Source organism: Pseudogracilibacillus sp. SE30717A (assembly GCF_037071985.1).
Classification (GTDB): Bacteria; Bacillota; Bacilli; order Bacillales; family Amphibacillaceae; genus Pseudogracilibacillus.
The window spans coordinates 170,420-187,571 of record NZ_JAXHDF010000006.1; the positions used below are offsets into that span (position 1 = coordinate 170,420).

Below are 17,152 nucleotides of genomic sequence, written 5' to 3' on the forward strand. Positions count from 1 at the left end.
CAAGGAGGTAAAAATGGAACGCATAGATCCGATAAAATTCCTTGAAGGAAAAAGAATTTATTTAAGACCGGTAGAAAAGGAAGACTTGGATATCATTTACGCATCCTTTTGGAATGAGGAAGCAAGAAGACTAACTGGGACTCAAACAGTATGCAACCGGGAAAAAATTCGAAGCCGGTTAGAAGCTGTATCGATGGACGATAGTAGAATGGATTTAATTATTTGCTTACACGAAAGTAATGAACTTATTGGAGAAATAGCGATGATGGAGATCGATCATCAAAATCAAAATGCAATTGTTCGAATTTCCATCTTTGAAAAAGATAACTGGGGAAAGGGGTATGGCACGGAGGCAATGTCTTTGTTATTGGACTTTGGTTTTAACGTCGTCAATTTACATAGAGTAGAATTGGAAGTTTTCGCTTTTAATCCTAGAGCAAAAAAATCATATGAAAAACTAGGTTTCCAACAAGAAGGAATTATCAGGGATAAGTTGTTCTATGATGGACAGTTTCATGATGCAATTTTGATGGGAGTATTAAGAAAAGAATTTAAATCAAGACACTAAAGGTAAAAAGGTTGGGGGGCGAAAGGAACATTTGAACAGTTCGCTATTGAGTATAACGCTTTTAAAGTAAAAATAGACGTAGAAAAATAAAAGACCTTGGCTCTTTATGCCAAGATCTTTTATGTAAGTGATTTTATTTGCACGCCATTATCCGAAAGAGACTGTTTCAGATGCTTTACTAGTTGAACTGCCTCATAATTATCGCCGTGAATACAGATACTATCAGCTTCTAATGGGATTTCGGTTCCATCAATTGCTTTTACTTTACCGTTTAATACAATATTTAGAATCTGAGTAGCGGCTTGGTCTTTATCATGGATGAGAGAGTTCGCCACCGTCCTGCTAACTAATGTTCCTTCACTTGTATATGTTCGATCTGCGAACACTTCACTCGCAGTTTGGAGTCCAATTTCTTTTCCCGCCTCTACAAGCTCTCCTCCAGCAAGGCCCATTAAAATTAACTCGGGGTCTACCGCATAGACACCTTCTGCTATTGCTTTTGCCAATATTGGGTCTGTTGCTGCCATATTGTAAAAAGCTCCATGTGGCTTTACATGTTGCATTTTCCCCCCGAGAGCTTTTACAAATCCGTTTAATGCACTGACTTGATAAATGACATATGCTTTTGCTTCTCCTGGAGAAATTTGAATTGGCCGGCGTCCAAAACCAAGCAGATCTGGAAAACCGGGATGTGCTCCTACTGCTACATTGTTTTCAAAAGCCTTCTCTACTGTTGTTTCCATTACTTGAGGATCACCTGCATGGAATCCGCAAGCTACATTGACGGAAGTGACATGTTTAAGGACTTCATCATCATTTCCGATTTTGTAATTTCCAAAACTTTCGCCAAGGTCACTATTTAAATCTATTTTCATACCATATTCCCCCTAGTAATTGTTTTAATTAGAGCTATCGCATCATTAAATCAGGTAGCCAGAGAATGATTTCAGGATAAACAGTAATTAATGCAGTTGCCAATAAAATAACGACAAAGGATGGTAGTGCATAATAGGCTATTTTTAAAATATCATCTTTTACAAGTCCATTAATAACAAATAAGTTAAATCCAACTGGTGGAGTAATCTGGGAGATTTCAATCATCAATACTAGATAAATACCAAACCAAAGTGGATCAAATCCTGCTGCCACAATTAATGGTAAAGCAAGTGGTAAGCTCATAACAATAATTGAAAATCCGTCTAACATCATTCCTAATAAAATGTACATAATAGATAAGATCAGAATAAGTTGAAAACCAGTTAAGCCAAGTGTACTAATGAATTGTGTTAACTGAGCAGGAATCTTCAAATACCCAACTGTAACGGATAAATATGAAGCCCCACATACAATAAGCATAATCATCGTGCTCGTTTTAACCGAGCCTAAAATGATTTCCATAAAAACTTTCCCATTTAAGCTTCTAGAGAACAGAGCGATTATAAATGAACCCAATACACCGACAGACGCCGCTTCCGTTGGAGTTGCCCAACCACTATAGATACTTCCTAATACTAGAATAATAAGTAATATAATTGGAAGGAGTTGCGGAAGAGCTTTTATACGATCTTCCCATGTATAACTATCCTCTTTTCGAGCTAGACTTGGATTGATTAAACATCGAATAATTATGTATCCGCTAAAACCGAGTGCCAATATAATACCTGGTACAATACCAGCGATAAATAATCGACCGATACTCACTTCGGCTACAATTCCATAAACGATCATCATCATACTTGGTGGTATTAGGAAGCCAAGTGTACCAGCACCGGCTAAAGAGCCAATACTTAATGAACGATCATATTTTCTTTTAAGGAGTTCTGGTAATGCTATTTTCCCTACAGTTGCTGTCGTTGCAGCAGATGATCCACTTACTGCTGAAAAAAGGCTGCTTGCAATAATATTAACATGTAGGAGTCTCCCAGGTAAAAAGCTCATCCATGGAGCTAGTCCTTTAAATAAGTTTTCAGAAAGACGGCTACGTACTAGAATTTCCCCCATTAATATAAATAAAGGTAATGCCATCATTGTTGCACTGTTCGTATTATTCCATAAAATATTAGACAATATGGTAAGTGGAGGATTATTCGTAAACAAGATAATACTAAGAATCCCGACGATAAATAAAGAAATGCCAACCCAAATGGTACTTCCAAGAAAAAAGAACAACAATCCTAATAAAGTTAAAGCGACTACAGCCATACTCAATCTTCACATCCTCCTTACTGAATGTATCATTTTACTTAACGTCCTAAAGCTTCTATTTCTGTGTCGTCTTCCTCATCAAACTCACCTTTTTTGAATTTAACAATAGACTTCAATATTTCGGCGAAAAATTGTAACGATACAATGAATGACCCTAAAGGCATTGCAAATTGTGGAATTGCTAAATATGTTTTCGTAATTTGCATGGAGCGGGTACCCGAAGCATACGTACCTAAGAAGAAATCTACTGTAGCAAATGTAATAATTGCAAAGATTACTAATCCTAGAGTAAAAGCATAAATGTCTAAAAATGTACGTCCTTTTCCAGACTTAACTATTTTATGTAAAAAGGTTAATCGAATATGGCCTTTTTCTTTCAGTGTGTAAGCCAAACCAAAAAAAGTAATGGCAACCATAAAATATGCAGTATACTCTTGTGTAATATAAATGGTACTGTTAAAGGCGGAGCGTACAATAACTTCTGTTAAGACTAATACGACGCCTAAAACCATTGTAATTCCAGCAATGGTGCCGAAAGCATTTGATATTTTATCAATAATGCGGATAATTAAAGCCATTTTAATCCTCCTTCATTAAACTAGTCATGTGAATAAAAAGAAAAAAGACAACCGACATGTCAATTATTTGTGCCGGTTGCCATTGATAAACAGATCAAAAAAGTAAAAGCATTCTTCTGATTATAGGCAACTTAGGCTTACGCCATTAAGGATTAGTCATTATCCATGTTTTTTAATTGATTAACGACCAACCTCTTGATTAAATTTCTCTACTATTTCTTTTGCTGCATCAGGAGCAGTTTCTAACCATTCTTGTCTAATATCTTCTGTTAGTTCTGATAACTCTTGTAAGAATTCTTCACTTGGTACAAGTGTTTCGATACCATTTTCATTTGAAATGGCTTCTTGATCTTTATCAAGTGCAGCAACATCTTCCCAAACTTTTTCTTCCATTTCTTTTCCAGCTTGGATTACGGCTTCCTGAGTTTCTGCATCTAGTTTATTAAACTCATCTAAGTTAACGGTTACAAAGTTTGTCGCCATCGTAACGCTTACAGGAGAATAGTAATCTAACACTTCCCAAAACTTAGCATCAACTGCTGTTGGTGTTGAAGTAAGAACAGAATCGATTACCCCTGTCGATAGAGAAGAATATACTTCACTGAATGGTAATGGATGTGGAGTTCCTCCTCCAGCCTCAACAACTAACGCACCGTTTTTATCGTATGTACGCATTTTTAAACCTTTCATATCATCAACAGATTCTACTTTATCTTTTGTCCAAAATCCTGCTGCAGGCCATGGAGTAACATAAAGGATCTTTTGATTCCACTTTTCTTCAGCTACTTCATCAAAATAAGGACGTGCAATTTCACTTAGTAATTTTCCTTCTTCAAAGTTTAGAACTAAAAACGGTAGTGTAACAATTTCAAAGAGTGGTTCATCACCAGCAACACCACTTACTAACATGTCTGATACTGGGACAGCATTGTCACGAACAGCTGTTAAAAGTTCTGGACCCTCGTAACCTAGTGCGCCGCCAACCATTACATCAAGCGTTACTTTACCATCTGTCACTTCTGCTAACTTATCTGCAAAATCAAAGAGAGCTTCACTGTTATGGTTGTTTTCAGGGTATACTTCGTTTGCAAGCCAAGTTACACTTTCACCACTATTATCGCTTTCAGCACTTTCACTACTATCACTAGAATCAGCATCACTACTAGAATTTTCTTCATTACCGCCACCACAGCCGACAAGCGCGATAGATGTAATGAAAAGTAAAGCTAATAACGTTAATAAAGACCTGTTCATTAATTGTTTCCCCCTAAAGTGTATTAGTTTTTTACTAAGTGAAACGTTTAATGGACTTCTTAATATCACTTCCTTATAGAGTTTTCGCTATTGTCAGCGTTTTCAATAACTTTGGTACCGATATTCGGAACTTAGGTTTTGAAAATATTAAATACATTCTAGCATATAAATTTATACATGTGAAGAATTATTATCAAATAATTATTTATAAAAGAACAATTTGAAAAATAAGTACTATTACATCTTCTAACTTGTATTTTGTATAAAACTAACTATAATTGTGGTATATATCCGTTTTACAAAACACTGATACCGAAAAACGAAACAACAGGAGTTGTTAATAATGCTATTGGAACAAAAAAGAATTTCTATAAGACCTTTGAGTGATTCAGCACTCGTCGTTCAGTTAGATAAAGAAATAAATTCTATCATCCATAAAAACATAATGAACTTAGTTAAACTGATAGAAGAGGAACCTTTTGAAGGATTTGTTGAAGCTGTGCCTTGTTATAACAACGTAACTATTTTTTACAATCCAATTTCTGTTCGACGGCATGTCTCACATGTTCCATTTAAAAGTGCGTTCGAAAAAGTCAGCGCTTCCATGATGGAATATTTGGACATGCTTGATGATAAAATGGATATTAAGAATAGACTTATAGAAATACCAGTAGTTTATGGAGAAGAATTTGGGCCTGATTTGGAATATGTAGCTCGTTTTAATAATATAACTCCCGAGAAAGTGATTGAATTACATACGAAACAAGATTATTTAGTATATATGATCGGATTTGCTCCTGGATTTCCTTTTCTAGGAGGGATTGATAAACGAATTGCTACTCCAAGGAAAGAAAAACCACGTCTCTCGATACCGGCAGGGTCGGTCGGAATTGCCGGAGAACAAACCGGAATGTATCCTTTAGAAACACCTGGTGGGTGGCAAGTAATTGGTAAAACTCCAATCGAATTATTTACTCCGAAAACGTCACCACCTACCTATCTGCAATCGGGAGATAAAATTCGTTTTATTGCAATATCAAAAGATGACTATCTAGCATATAAGGAGCCGAAGCAATGAGTATAGAAATATTGCAATCAGGATTACTAGCAACAATTCAAGACTTAGGTAGATTTGGGTCTCAAAAATATGGTGTCATTGTGGGTGGTGCAATGGATCCTTTAGCTGTGCGTATCGGTAATATTCTTGTTGGCAATGAAGAAGGAGAAGCTGCTATTGAAATTACGATGTATGGCACGGAAATTTTATTTAAAGAAGATCAGTTGATCGCCATCACAGGAGGACAATTAGATCCACATGTAGATGGAGAAAAGCTTCCAATGTGGCGACCTGTGCTCATTCGTAAGGGACAAATTTTACATTTTAAAGCTCTACGTTCGGGTTGTCGGGCTTATATAGCTATTGCAGGAGGGTTAGAAGTTCCCGAAGTCATGGGCAGTAAAAGTACATATCTCAGGGCTGGTATTGGCGGGTATGAAGGTAGGGAATTACGAACAGGGGATATTTTAACTTTTGGATATTTAACAGAACATAGCAAAACCTTAACCAAGCAGTTACAGGAAATGCCTAGTCACTTTACCTGGTCCGTTAATTATTCCTCATTCTATACATTCAAAAAGAAAGAAACTATCCGAATTTTATTAGGTGCAGAGTATGAACGTTTTACAAAAGATAGTCAAAAGAAATTAATTTCCAGTCCATTTAAGCTAACAGTAAATGCAGATCGGATGGGCTACCAATTAGAAGGGACTAAACTTATGTTGAAAAAACAGTTTGAGTTATTATCTGAAGGAGTTACTTATGGTACTATTCAAATCCCATCAAATGGTCAACCGATCATATTAATGGCGGATTGCCAAACGACTGGTGGTTATCCGAAAATTGGGCAAGTAATATCTGCTGACTTACCACGATTGGCCCAGCTTCAACCTGGTAGCGAAATACGTTTTCAAATTGTCACTATTGATGAAGCTGAAGATATCTTAATAGAACAAGAAAAAGATATTCATGAAGTAAAAATAGGAATTCAATTTAAAGTTGCAGGTTAATATGGGGGGAACAAAATGAAAATGGATGAACTTAAAGAAATAGTAAAATTAATTGAAGAATCAAAGATAGATATTTTGAAATTGGAAAAAGGGGATTTCAAACTTTTTTATCAAAAGGAAGGTGCTAAAAATATTCGTTTGGAGGGAGAAGAATCAAGTTTTGAAGAAGAGAGAAATAACTTCGAAAACTCTATTCAATCAGATTCAACGGTTGAAGAAACAGATAAAGATTCAGACCTTCACCAAATCACTTCTCCTATGATTGGTGCATTTTATTCCCGGCCAAATCCTGATGCAGAGCCCTTTGTTGAGATTGGAAGTAAAATTTCCAAAAATGATCCTGTCTGTGTGCTTGAAGCGATGAAATTATTAAATGAGGTAAATTCGAATGTAGATGGTGAAATAGTTGATATTCTAGCAGAGGATGGCCAAATCATCGAATTTGGTCAACCGTTATTTACGGTAAGGGTGAGTGAATAATATGTTGAAAAAAGTGTTGGTTGCAAATCGAGGGGAAATTGCAGTCCGTATTATTCAAGCATGTAAGGAATTAGAAATTAAGACGGTTGCTGTGTACTCTGATGTTGATTATGATTCTTTGCATGTAAAATTAGCAGATGAGGCGTACTGTATTGGCCCATCTGTAGCTAAAGAAAGTTATTTACATATAGAAAATATATTAAAAGTTGCGACTTTAACGAAAGTAGATGCAGTTCATCCGGGATATGGATTTTTAGCAGAGAATGCTGAATTCGCCTCCTTGTGTGAGGAGTTGAACATTCAATTCATTGGTCCATCTGCTGAACCCATTCAAAAAATGGGAATCAAAGATGTCGCACGTCAAACAATGAAAAATGCAGGGGTACCTATTACTCCAGGTTCAGATGGAATTGTTCAAGACTTACAAGAAGCATTTACTATTGCTGAGGAAATAGGATTCCCAGTTATTATTAAAGCGACAGCGGGGGGCGGTGGAAAAGGAATTCGAGTTGCTCACGATGCGGAAAGTTTAGAAAAAGGGTTAGAGATCACGCAACAGGAGGCAACAACTGCTTTTGGTAATCCTGGCGTTTATATAGAAAAATTCATTGAAGATTTTCGTCATGTTGAAATCCAAATTTTAGCGGACAAATTTGGAAATACAATCCATTTAGGGGAAAGAGACTGTACGATTCAGAGAAGAATGCAAAAACTAATTGAAGAAACCCCATCAACGGCTATATCATCAGAAACTCGTAAAAAGATGGGGGAAGCTGCAGTACAAGCAGCAAAAGCTGTTCAATATGTTGGAGCGGGTACTGTAGAATTTATATACGATTATCGAAAAGATGTTTTTTATTTTATGGAAATGAATACACGTATACAAGTTGAACATCCAATTACTGAAATGGTAACAGGTGTTGATTTAGTTCAGGAGCAATTAAAAATTGCATCAGGGGCCAAACTGGAGTTAAAACAAGAAGATATTTCATTGAATGGTTGGTCATTCGAATGCCGAATTAATGCAGAAGATCCTCATAATAATTTCATGCCTTCACCTGGAAAGGTAACTCAATATATTGTTCCTGGTGGGTTTGGGGTTCGAATAGATTCAGCTGTATATACTGGATATACAGTACAACCGTATTACGATTCAATCATAGCAAAATTGATTGTTCATGGGAAAGATCGAGAAGATGCAATCCAAAAGTTGAAACGAGCACTTGCACATTTTACGATTGAAGGAGTTCATACGACAATTCCATTTTTTGAAGCATTGCTTGAAGATGAAAAGTTTCTCAGTGGGGAATTTAACACGAATTTTTTAGAAAGCTTTAAAATGTAAAAGTTTCTAATAAAGAAGAAATTAATAGTTAATTGTCTCATTGGAAAAGTCCTATAGCTTAAAAAAATAGTGGTTAAAGTCATCCGTTGATGACCTTAACTACTATTTTTATTATCTGCAGCCTAGTTTTGTCATTTTATATAGCCTAATTTTGTCGAAATTTCATTCGCAGCTTCAATAACCTTTTGAGAATAAACTTTAATATCCTTTTCTTGATAATTTGCTTCAATCCCCGCAATACTTAAGCCGGCAACTACGTCACCATTATGATCGAAGATTGGAGCGGCAACGGAGCAAGTGTGATCCTCCAATTCCGAACTGCTTACAGTATATCCGTCTTTTCTAGCCTGTTTGATTAATTCATAAAGCTTATCTTTATCTGTAATTGTACCTTTACTAAATTGTTTTAGTTTCGTATTTTCTATGTATTGCCTTACTTTATCATCTGGTAAAAAGGATAAAATAATTCTGGAACAGGCACCTGCATAAAGTGGACTCGTTCTGCCAACTGCCGTAAATAGACGAACTTTTTGTTTTAAATCTATTTTCTCTATATATACGGCTTCATCCCCTTGTTGGACAATTAAATTAACCGCTTCTTCTACATCCTCATGTAATTCTTTCATCACTGGGTAGGCAATTTGTCTAATATCAAGTCGGGAAGAGACAAGTGAACCGAATTTAAGAAAAATTAATCCAAGTCGATATTTTAGATCAGTACCTTTTTCTATGAATTGCATTTCTTCAAGTGAGGTAAGCATTCGGTAAACGGATGTTTTAGGAATTCCGGATAAATCAATAATTTCTTGAAATGAAAGCTCTGTATGGTCAATAAATAAATTTAAAATGTCCATTGAACGGACAACGGTTTTATTTTTATGATTCATTCGTTATAAATTCTCCTTAAATAATTTAACGTGCTTTTAACATCATATTGTACTATTTAATCGTAACATATTTTATTGGATATGCTAGTTAATTAGAGTAAAAGCTGTAATGAGGGGTATGGAACTATTCAATATAATTTTTAAAATTTACTCTGTGATAAATTTTACATGTTTACAGACGGTACGTATAAACTATACATAGAAATGAGTAAAGGAGGCTCTCACATGGGAAAAGATGAACCAAAATTTACAGAGGTTGGAACAGATATCGAAGCAATTAGAGAACAAGCAAGAAGATCAGGCTTATCCTATAATGAGGCAATCGAATGGATTGCAAAAACTACTGGCGGACGTGGTACAAATGTATATAGTGATACAAATGTAGAGGCTGTTAAGAAACAGATTGAACAGTCTGAACAAGCAAAACGCCATTAATATTTGTACTATTGTTGAAAATGTAAGAAGATTTGTGGAATCACCAGATAGAATTAATGGTGATTCTTTTTGTTATTTACGAAGACTAACATTATTATGAAGGAATTTTTTTTTGAATTGAGCTGAAATGGTACACCCAAATGTTTGATCAGTTAAAACGAAAACCAAAGTATACTAAAAAATGGAAAGTTATGTTACATTGATGAACAAGTAAATCGTTTTTGGAAAAAATGAATATCTAACTCTATACTTTAAAAGATACTCATAAAAAAGAATTGAAAAGAGGTTAAAAATTGAAAAATTGGCAGTCTGTTTTATATGTAGTTGTGTTAGCACTTATTTCAATTGTAACTGGCGAGATTGTAACATTTATTATGCTTGGTTTCATTTTAATGAGTCTGCAAAATATCCATAAAACATTAAGAAGCATGTTAGAATTAAAAAAAGAAGAGAAGTATTCCATTGAGTCAGATGAATAGCTACAAGAAAGGAAGAAGAACATTGCAATTAAGCGTATTAGATCAAGCACCGATAACAAAAGGAAATAGTGCAGCCGGAGCGTTGATCAAAGCGGAAGAATTGGCTATATTGGCCGATGAATTAGGATATAAGCGGATGTGGATGGCTGAACATCATGGAACTAAAGCATTTTCAAGTTCAGCTCCAGAAATAACGGCAGCTCATTTAGCTGCAAAAACGAAATCCATTCGGATCGGAACAGGTGGAGTAATGATGATGCATTATTCGCCGCTAAAACTTGCAGAAATTTTTAAAACATTGAGCGCTCTATCACCTGGTCGGATTGATTTTGGTGTCGGTCGTGCGCCAGGAGGAGATAATTATTCTATCTACGCTTTATCAGAAGGGCGGCAACCAATGGTATACAATATGTATGAGAAGTTTGATACCGCGCTTGTTTTACTAAATGATGAGGTGCCGGAAAATTCATTATATGATAAAACGATTGCTTCCCCGCAAAAGGTTCAGCTGCCAGAGGCGTGGATGTTAGGATCTAGCGGAAGTAGTGCGATAAAATCGGGAGAAATGGGTGTAGGTTATTCTTTTGCTCAGTTTTTTAATGGAGAATTGACTAAAGAAATCATTGATGCGTATAAAGAGCGTTTTAAACCTTCTCCATTTATGGAAAAACCTGAAACAATTGTCACGTATATGGTAACGACTGCAGAGACGAAAGAAGAGGCAGAATTTGAAGCAGGTCCGCAAGATATTTCCCGCTTAATGTTAAGGAGAGGAAGAATGCTTCAAGCATTGACGCCGGAAGAAGCACAAAACTATCCACTTACAGAATTGGATAAAATGGAAATTAAAGAAAATAGACGGCTTCATCTAGTTGGATCTGCGAAAGAAATCGCAGATCGATTACTACAAGAACAGGAACAGTATGGATTTGATGAAGCGATGATCTGCAGTATCCCGCATTCTCAAGAAAAACGGTTAGATGTATACCGCCTGCTCGCGCGTGAGTTACTCGAATAGCTAAAAAATATAGACTATTTTCGCTGTAGGAAGCGAGGAAATATGGTTAGATTAATTTTAGAATTTATTTCTGTAGTTATCTGCTTATATTTAATTCTCCAATTTGGGTATTATAAAAATGAAACAAAAACATTTAACTCTGCTGATTAACGGACATATAAAAGTAAAAAAATAATAAACTCTTCATAATAACAGAGTAACTGTTTTAAAATGAAGAAGTAGAGTATGTTCGGATTATGGTGTAAAAAGGTTCATAGATATTGAAAAATTATAATGTGTTCTGTAAGTGTAACCACATATTTTTTCAACGGATAGTTTACTTCAATTGTTGATAGGAGGTTAAACAAAGAAAAATATGAAAAAGAGATGGATTCCTTGGTGGATTGCTAACATATTTTGGTTTATTATCTTTGCAATAGGCTCAGCCGTTATTTGGCTAAGAGAAGTAGATGGTGCTGGTGTTACGCAAACACCAGAGCTTAGATTGATAGCATTCGTAGTTTTACTTATTGCATTTATTTTCCCATTAATCATTCAAGTTATTTGGGCAATTGTTAATGCAGTAGTTAGACAGTAAGAAAAAATTTAGTTTGTGGAGAAATTGAAAAATTCCAATCACATAGATAATTTTACACATTCAAAAATTCAAAGGAGGGGAAAGCAATGAAACGAACACCTGAACTAGTTTTAGGAAGTATTGCTTTGGGACTGCAGCTTTTGGTGATTTTGCTTGTTGTCCCGTTACTAGCTTTTTTTAGTTTTCAATTCCCTGAATTAACTTCACCGAAGTTTGAAGCATGGTATGCATGGTTTTCTGTAGCAGTTCATATAGCCGGATTCTTTTCAGGGTTAGTTGCATTAATTAGTTTAAAAACAAACGCAAAAAAAGCAGGAATTATTTTACTAATAACCGGTATTTTGATGTTTTTTCTCACACTAGGAGCAACGCTTATTCAGACGGTTTTATTCGTTATTGCAGGTAGTATGTGTTTAATTAGACAGTCAAAACAAGAGGCAGTTGTGCAATAGAAAAGGTGAATTTATGGAAGAATATTGGGAAATCATTGAAAGTCCTCAAGGAAAAACGTATGAACAATTGATCAAGGTATTATGTGACTACTCGGACTATTTTTATTTTATTACTCGAAAAGAATTAACATATGATGTAGATGTTTTAAGAAATTTCGAGCCTTATATCTTGGAAAAATATAAAACAAAGCAATGGGCAAACACACGAACAAAAGGACCGGTAGCAACCGTATATGTCATTGAGGTAAATGACAATACATGCAAGCTTCTTCAAACATCAGCAAACAGTTTATATGATTGGGTTGCACCTCAATTACCGGAAGATTTGACGTTTTTAAAAAATGATTTTGCTTGGTTTACTTCCACTACGCATGAGGAATTTGCAGGATTTTCGATTCGAACGCCATACTATAAAAAAATAATGGAAAAAATAGAAGGTTTAAAAATTGAATTTGTTCCTTAGATTGACAGAGATGAGCTTTTGAAAGTCATAAAACTAAAGAAAATCAGTGACTATAAGAAAAGCTAATTTTCAGTAGGGCAACATCTCACGTTTCCAGCGAAGTACCATTAAATCTTTATACAAGAAAAATCCGTCTGAATTCAAATGCTATGGAATTCAGACGGAATTATTTTTTAGATGAATTAATTTTTAATATCCATACGCCCAGTCGATTGAGTCTTCATACCAAACGACCGTACTGATTGAATCAAAAGTTATTTCTTTTTCATCGACAGTACAATGAATCTGATCTGCCGATTCATCTTGATTTGTCAATTCTTCATATAAGTCGTGATCTACATTTTCCAATACAGTAACAGAATGATCTTTATTAATTAATAATGCTGTTCCCTTCAATTAAGACACCTTCCTCAGAAGAATTATTTTAACTCATCTTCAGTATATACCAATGTAGCTCTATACAAACATATATGTGAAGACTTTCACATATATGTCATATTTACAGTTTTTAGTTTTGTAACAATTACTATTAATACAAATTTTTAACTAGCAAATTTTTTCTTCTTTTTGAAAGGGGAAAATATATCAGTGCAAACTGTTTTGCAATGTGAGTGCAAGGGTATATTGGAAAAAATGAAGAAGAGTGGGGATGAAAGATGAAGAACATAGTGAAACTGGCTGTCATTGGAATAATTGCTGGAATCATTTTAGCGTTATTTTTAAAAATTATACAATCGTTAACAAATAATCAGGCTTATAATTTATTGTTCAATACAGATTATATTCCATTTTTAAATGAGTTATATCCTAAGTATTTAGTCGAGGTTCTCTTTCACTTTATTACTTGTATAATGAGTGTTATCGTTTTATTTTATTTACTCAAGTTGTTTAACCTTCAATTTAAATTGATGCCTTATGTCCTTATCTATACTGCGGGGAGCAGCATTTTATTTCCGTTAACGGCATTATCCGAAAGAACTCCTGATTTATCCGATTATTCAGCGTGGATCTATTGGATAATAGGTCACATGATTTATAGTGTAATTGTTGCTATAATGATTAATAAATGGATAAAAATGGAGGAGTTATGAATAAGATACTATCTGATCGATTTATTCGTTTTGCCAAAGAGGAATGTAAGGGATCAAGCCCATTATATGAATACTTATCTTTGCAAATTGCTGAAGATGATTCACTGCTTTCCTTAAGTTCTCATGCTCAAGAAGGACAACCTATTCCAAACTTATTATTTGGGGCCGTTCACTATTTATTGTTTAAAGGAAAAGGAAAGCGACTAGGGGATTATTATCCGAGTATTACAGATAATCCGAAAAAAGATATGCCGGGGGCTTTTCGAGCATTTAGGGAACTTTGCTTAACGAACGATGAATGTATAAAAGAAATACTCCAAACAAAACTTGTGCAGACAAATGAAGTGAGACGTTGTGCGTATTTATACCCTGCATTTTGTTATATTTATGAAAAGATTAATCAACCTTTAGCTTTAATTGAAATTGGTACAAGTGCAGGGCTACAATTATTTTGGGATCGCTATTGCTATTCATATGGTAATGGAAAAAAGTATGGAAATCTTCAGTCGACGGTTCATATAACATCTAAAAGTAAGGGTAATCCTATTTTCCAAGAGAATATTCCGATAGTAAAGTCCAGAATTGGTCTGGATTTACATATTAGTAATCTAAATGATAGTGAAGATTATCTATGGTTACAGGCACTTATTTGGCCTGAACATCATGAACGAAGAGACCTATTTCGTCGTGCGGCTAACTTTGTGAAAGAAAACTCCCCTAGATTAATAGAAGGCGATGGAATTGAGTTACTTCCTAATATCCTAAAAAGTATATCAACCGAATCGGTTATTTGCATATTCCATACTCATGTCGCTAATCAAATTCCAACAAAGAAAAAACATGATTTACTCAACTACATCAGACAGATTGGATTAACAAGAAATGTCGTTCACCTTTATAATAATATGTTTGATGCAGAACTTCATTTGGATTATTTTTTAGGAGGAAAAGAATATAACAAATTAATTGGTAAAACAGATGGACATGGAAAATGGTTTGAATGGAAATTAAATGAATGAAAGTTAACTAGTTACCGTTGCTCGTAAATAAACCTTGTACTATGATTACAACTCTTATAAAATTTAGTATTCATTTGATGATCAAAAGGGTCCAGCCTTTTGTTCCGTGGGATTAAATTGCGGTCGCGTAAGTGGAAGTTTCATTTTATTTTTTATCGGAGGATTTTTATATTTTCAAAAGAAAATGATCTACTTACTAATAAATTATGGTTTCCAATAAAAGGAATATAAATTGTACTATTAATTTACGTTTCTTTATACAAAATCTCTCCCTGCTGTCGATATATTAAGAAATAGATTAACTTATAACAGTTGGGAGACAGCATGATGAAAAATAATTTGAAATTTAAGAGTATTCGGTCAAAGATTCTATTTGGTTTTGGGTTAATAATTACTTTAGTACTCATTATGAATGTTTTAAACTACTTAGGTTTTAAAACAATTACGAAACAAAGTGAGGATATTATTGATGAACAATTACCTATTTTAATTATCGAGGAACGGATACGGATTAATATAGAAGAAACAAGATCCTTGATCAGAGGTTATATCTTATACAAGGATATTAAGATGAAAGACGAATTATATGCAAAGATAGAAGAAGGAAAAAAATTAGATCAAGAGCAATTGAAGTATTTTTCAGAAGAAGAACTGAAAGAGTATCTGGATAAAAGGGAAGAGTGGGAAAAAACGTTACATGATTCAATTAGTGAATATGAAAATGGTAACTCTGAAAAAGCATTAGAAATCATGCATGATTCAGCGTCGCTATCTTCTGAAATTTCAAAAGAAATAAAAGAATGGGCGGAATCAAGTGAAGAAGACATTATATTACATGGGAAAAATATGATTGATGTCGCTAAATCGACGAACATATTTATGGCAATTATATCATCGGCAGTAATCGTATTCGGAATGATTACTGCATACATTACTTCTAGATCTATCACAAGACCAATTACTGCAGTGATGCATCGAATGAATGAGATTGCTGAGGGAGATTTAAGTCGCGAACCATTAAAGACTAATGCTAAGGATGAAACAGCAAAACTGGTAACAGCAACAAACACAATGAGCCAAAATACAAGAGAGCTATTAAACCGCATCAGAAAGGTTTCTGAAACGGTATCTAGTCAAAGTGAAGAGTTAACACAATCAGCAAATGAAGTGAAAGCTGGTAGCGATCAAGTAGCCCTTACAATGGATGAATTAGCTTCTGGTGCTGAGGTTCAAGCAAACAGTGCAAGTGATTTGACAAATATGATGGGTGAATTTTCAAATAAGGTAATTGTTGCTAATGAAAATGGAGAAACGATCAATGAAAATTCAGGTAAAGTATTGGAATTGACTGTTGAAGGAAGCAAACTTATGCATCAATCAACACTTCAAATGGAAAAAATCAATAATAGCTTAAAAGGTTCCATTACTCAAATGCAGAAATTAGATCAACAGTCACAAGAAATTTCAAAATTGGTCGCAGTCATTAACGATATCGCTGACCAGACAAACTTATTAGCGTTAAACGCGGCTATTGAAGCTGCAAGAGCCGGAGAAAATGGTAAAGGGTTTGCTGTAGTTGCCGATGAAGTTAGAAAGCTAGCCGAACAAGTCGGTCATTCGATCAAAGATATTACAGAGATAGTATTAAGTATCCAAACTGGTTCTGCAAATGTTTCTGAGGCATTAAAAACAGGATTTACGGAAGTGGAACAAGGAACTATACAAATCGAAACAACAGAAAACACATTTAATGAAATTAATGAGAAAGTAAATGAAATGAGTATAAATATTAAACGCGTATCTCAAAATTTAAAGGAGATAGCGATGAATAATCAGGAAATGAGTGAATCGATTGAAGAGATTGCCTCTGTTTCTGAAGAAGCTGCTGCGGGAATAGAGCAAACTGCAGCGTCAACGCAGCAAGCGAGTGGTTCTATGGAAGAAGTGTCCGGAAGTGCAGGTCAGCTGGCGGAGTTAGCAGAAGAATTAAATTCTCTAGTTCATCAATTTAAATTATCATAAATTTGTAAGTTAGCCACCAGTTTTCATAGAGAGTTTCACAACATAAAATAAGAGTTTTAAACACGTTGACTCACACTTCAGACGATTGCATTGGACAGGTAAAGCCTTTAAGGGATTCTTCAACTTGTCCTTTACTTGCAATCGTCTTTGGTTTCGATCAACTCCATTAGTGTTTAAAGAAGTTAGCGCTAATCTATGATATTCGTTATATC

The 17,152-nt window shown here is 34.7% G+C and carries 20 protein-coding genes; 14 read left to right on the plus strand and 6 right to left on the minus strand.

Going from position 1 to position 17,152, the window contains the following annotated elements:
- The first annotated feature begins 13 nt into the window (after positions 1-13).
- Positions 14-568: a GNAT family N-acetyltransferase gene (locus tag SPD48_RS11390; protein WP_336258228.1), complete on the plus strand. Its 555-nt coding sequence runs from the start codon at positions 14-16 to the stop codon at positions 566-568.
- 119 nt (positions 569-687) lie between these two features.
- On the opposite strand, the gene SPD48_RS11395 is transcribed toward SPD48_RS11390, so the two are convergent.
- From SPD48_RS11395 to SPD48_RS11410, 4 genes are all read right to left on the minus strand, one after another.
- A complete protein-coding gene (locus SPD48_RS11395) occupies positions 688-1,443 on the minus strand; it encodes a LamB/YcsF family protein (RefSeq protein ID WP_336258229.1) in 756 nt (251 codons plus the stop codon).
- A 34-nt stretch (positions 1,444-1,477) separates the two neighbouring features.
- Positions 1,478-2,770: a TRAP transporter large permease gene (locus SPD48_RS11400; RefSeq protein WP_336258375.1), complete on the minus strand. Its 1,293-nt coding sequence runs from the start codon at positions 2,768-2,770 to the stop codon at positions 1,478-1,480.
- 41 nt (positions 2,771-2,811) lie between these two features.
- Positions 2,812-3,351: a TRAP transporter small permease subunit gene (locus SPD48_RS11405; RefSeq protein ID WP_336258230.1), complete on the minus strand. Its 540-nt coding sequence runs from the start codon at positions 3,349-3,351 to the stop codon at positions 2,812-2,814.
- A 180-nt stretch (positions 3,352-3,531) separates the two neighbouring features.
- Entirely contained in the window at positions 3,532-4,605 is a 1,074-nt protein-coding gene (locus SPD48_RS11410) for a TRAP transporter substrate-binding protein (protein ID WP_336258231.1), read from the minus strand.
- Between the two features lie 343 nt (positions 4,606-4,948).
- On the opposite strand from SPD48_RS11410, the gene pxpB reads away from it, so the two are divergent.
- From pxpB to accC, 4 genes are read left to right on the plus strand one after another with little or no spacing between them, the layout of a single operon-like run.
- On the plus strand, positions 4,949-5,683 hold the full coding sequence (pxpB, locus tag SPD48_RS11415; protein WP_336258232.1) for a 5-oxoprolinase subunit PxpB: 735 nt from the start codon (positions 4,949-4,951) through the stop codon (positions 5,681-5,683).
- Positions 5,680-6,672, plus strand: coding sequence for a biotin-dependent carboxyltransferase family protein (locus tag SPD48_RS11420; protein ID WP_336258233.1), 993 nt, complete (start codon positions 5,680-5,682; stop codon positions 6,670-6,672). The genes pxpB and SPD48_RS11420 overlap by 4 nt, the downstream gene beginning before the upstream one ends.
- A gap of 15 nt (positions 6,673-6,687) precedes the next feature.
- Complete coding sequence (accB, locus tag SPD48_RS11425; protein ID WP_336258234.1) at positions 6,688-7,152, plus strand: acetyl-CoA carboxylase biotin carboxyl carrier protein; 465 nt, start codon at positions 6,688-6,690, stop codon at positions 7,150-7,152.
- Position 7,153: 1 nt separating this feature from the next.
- Positions 7,154-8,497 carry an acetyl-CoA carboxylase biotin carboxylase subunit gene (gene accC / locus SPD48_RS11430; RefSeq protein WP_336258235.1) on the plus strand — a complete coding sequence of 448 codons (1,344 nt, stop codon included), beginning with the start codon at positions 7,154-7,156 and terminating at the stop codon, positions 8,495-8,497.
- 131 nt (positions 8,498-8,628) lie between these two features.
- On the opposite strand, the gene SPD48_RS11435 is transcribed toward accC, so the two are convergent.
- Positions 8,629-9,384 (minus strand): IclR family transcriptional regulator, encoded by a 756-nt coding sequence (locus tag SPD48_RS11435; RefSeq protein WP_336258236.1) that lies wholly within the window; start codon positions 9,382-9,384, stop codon positions 8,629-8,631.
- A 225-nt stretch (positions 9,385-9,609) separates the two neighbouring features.
- Between SPD48_RS11435 and SPD48_RS11440 the strand changes: the two genes are divergently transcribed.
- The 6 genes from SPD48_RS11440 (at position 9,610) to SPD48_RS11465 (ending at position 12,808) form a co-directional block, all read left to right on the plus strand.
- Positions 9,610-9,819, plus strand: a complete 210-nt coding sequence (locus SPD48_RS11440) for a hypothetical protein (RefSeq protein ID WP_336258237.1) — start codon at positions 9,610-9,612, stop codon at positions 9,817-9,819.
- Between the two features lie 293 nt (positions 9,820-10,112).
- Entirely contained in the window at positions 10,113-10,298 is a 186-nt protein-coding gene (locus tag SPD48_RS11445; RefSeq protein WP_336258238.1) for a hypothetical protein, read from the plus strand.
- A gap of 22 nt (positions 10,299-10,320) precedes the next feature.
- Positions 10,321-11,316, plus strand: coding sequence for an LLM class flavin-dependent oxidoreductase (locus SPD48_RS11450; protein ID WP_336258239.1), 996 nt, complete (start codon positions 10,321-10,323; stop codon positions 11,314-11,316).
- A gap of 355 nt (positions 11,317-11,671) precedes the next feature.
- Positions 11,672-11,893, plus strand: coding sequence for a DUF3923 family protein (locus SPD48_RS11455; protein WP_336258240.1), 222 nt, complete (start codon positions 11,672-11,674; stop codon positions 11,891-11,893).
- Positions 11,894-11,979: 86 nt separating this feature from the next.
- Entirely contained in the window at positions 11,980-12,345 is a 366-nt protein-coding gene (locus SPD48_RS11460; protein WP_336258241.1) for a DUF4064 domain-containing protein, read from the plus strand.
- 13 nt (positions 12,346-12,358) lie between these two features.
- The gene (locus tag SPD48_RS11465; RefSeq protein WP_336258242.1) at positions 12,359-12,808 is read left to right on the plus strand and encodes a hypothetical protein; all 450 of its coding nucleotides are present in this window, start codon (positions 12,359-12,361) and stop codon (positions 12,806-12,808) included.
- Between the two features lie 189 nt (positions 12,809-12,997).
- On the opposite strand, the gene SPD48_RS11470 is transcribed toward SPD48_RS11465, so the two are convergent.
- The gene (locus tag SPD48_RS11470) at positions 12,998-13,204 is read right to left on the minus strand and encodes a hypothetical protein (protein WP_336258243.1); all 207 of its coding nucleotides are present in this window, start codon (positions 13,202-13,204) and stop codon (positions 12,998-13,000) included.
- 260 nt (positions 13,205-13,464) lie between these two features.
- Between SPD48_RS11470 and SPD48_RS11475 the strand changes: the two genes are divergently transcribed.
- The 3 genes from SPD48_RS11475 to SPD48_RS11485 all read left to right on the plus strand — a co-directional run bounded on the left by SPD48_RS11475 (position 13,465) and on the right by SPD48_RS11485 (position 16,940).
- The gene (locus SPD48_RS11475; RefSeq protein WP_336258244.1) at positions 13,465-13,899 is read left to right on the plus strand and encodes a hypothetical protein; all 435 of its coding nucleotides are present in this window, start codon (positions 13,465-13,467) and stop codon (positions 13,897-13,899) included.
- On the plus strand, positions 13,896-14,918 hold the full coding sequence (locus SPD48_RS11480; RefSeq protein WP_336258245.1) for a DUF2332 domain-containing protein: 1,023 nt from the start codon (positions 13,896-13,898) through the stop codon (positions 14,916-14,918). Before SPD48_RS11475 ends, SPD48_RS11480 begins: the two co-directional genes overlap by 4 nt.
- Positions 14,919-15,245: 327 nt before the next feature.
- Complete coding sequence (locus SPD48_RS11485) at positions 15,246-16,940, plus strand: methyl-accepting chemotaxis protein (protein WP_336258246.1); 1,695 nt, start codon at positions 15,246-15,248, stop codon at positions 16,938-16,940.
- Positions 16,941-17,152 lie beyond the last annotated feature (212 nt).

Coding starts and splice junctions, on each gene's coding strand:
- SPD48_RS11390 (WP_336258228.1), top strand. CDS start 14: ATGGAACGCATAGATCCGATAAAATTCCTTGAAGGAAAAAGAATTTAT.
- SPD48_RS11395 (WP_336258229.1), bottom strand. CDS start 1,443: ATGAAAATAGATTTAAATAGTGACCTTGGCGAAAGTTTTGGAAATTAC.
- SPD48_RS11400 (WP_336258375.1), bottom strand. CDS start 2,770: ATGGCTGTAGTCGCTTTAACTTTATTAGGATTGTTGTTCTTTTTTCTT.
- SPD48_RS11405 (WP_336258230.1), bottom strand. CDS start 3,351: ATGGCTTTAATTATCCGCATTATTGATAAAATATCAAATGCTTTCGGC.
- SPD48_RS11410 (WP_336258231.1), bottom strand. CDS start 4,605: ATGAACAGGTCTTTATTAACGTTATTAGCTTTACTTTTCATTACATCT.
- pxpB (WP_336258232.1), top strand. CDS start 4,949: ATGCTATTGGAACAAAAAAGAATTTCTATAAGACCTTTGAGTGATTCA.
- SPD48_RS11420 (WP_336258233.1), top strand. CDS start 5,680: ATGAGTATAGAAATATTGCAATCAGGATTACTAGCAACAATTCAAGAC.
- accB (WP_336258234.1), top strand. CDS start 6,688: ATGAAAATGGATGAACTTAAAGAAATAGTAAAATTAATTGAAGAATCA.
- accC (WP_336258235.1), top strand. CDS start 7,154: ATGTTGAAAAAAGTGTTGGTTGCAAATCGAGGGGAAATTGCAGTCCGT.
- SPD48_RS11435 (WP_336258236.1), bottom strand. CDS start 9,384: ATGAATCATAAAAATAAAACCGTTGTCCGTTCAATGGACATTTTAAAT.
- SPD48_RS11440 (WP_336258237.1), top strand. CDS start 9,610: ATGGGAAAAGATGAACCAAAATTTACAGAGGTTGGAACAGATATCGAA.
- SPD48_RS11455 (WP_336258240.1), top strand. CDS start 11,672: ATGAAAAAGAGATGGATTCCTTGGTGGATTGCTAACATATTTTGGTTT.
- SPD48_RS11460 (WP_336258241.1), top strand. CDS start 11,980: ATGAAACGAACACCTGAACTAGTTTTAGGAAGTATTGCTTTGGGACTG.
- SPD48_RS11465 (WP_336258242.1), top strand. CDS start 12,359: ATGGAAGAATATTGGGAAATCATTGAAAGTCCTCAAGGAAAAACGTAT.
- SPD48_RS11475 (WP_336258244.1), top strand. CDS start 13,465: ATGAAGAACATAGTGAAACTGGCTGTCATTGGAATAATTGCTGGAATC.
- SPD48_RS11480 (WP_336258245.1), top strand. CDS start 13,896: ATGAATAAGATACTATCTGATCGATTTATTCGTTTTGCCAAAGAGGAA.
- SPD48_RS11485 (WP_336258246.1), top strand. CDS start 15,246: ATGAAAAATAATTTGAAATTTAAGAGTATTCGGTCAAAGATTCTATTT.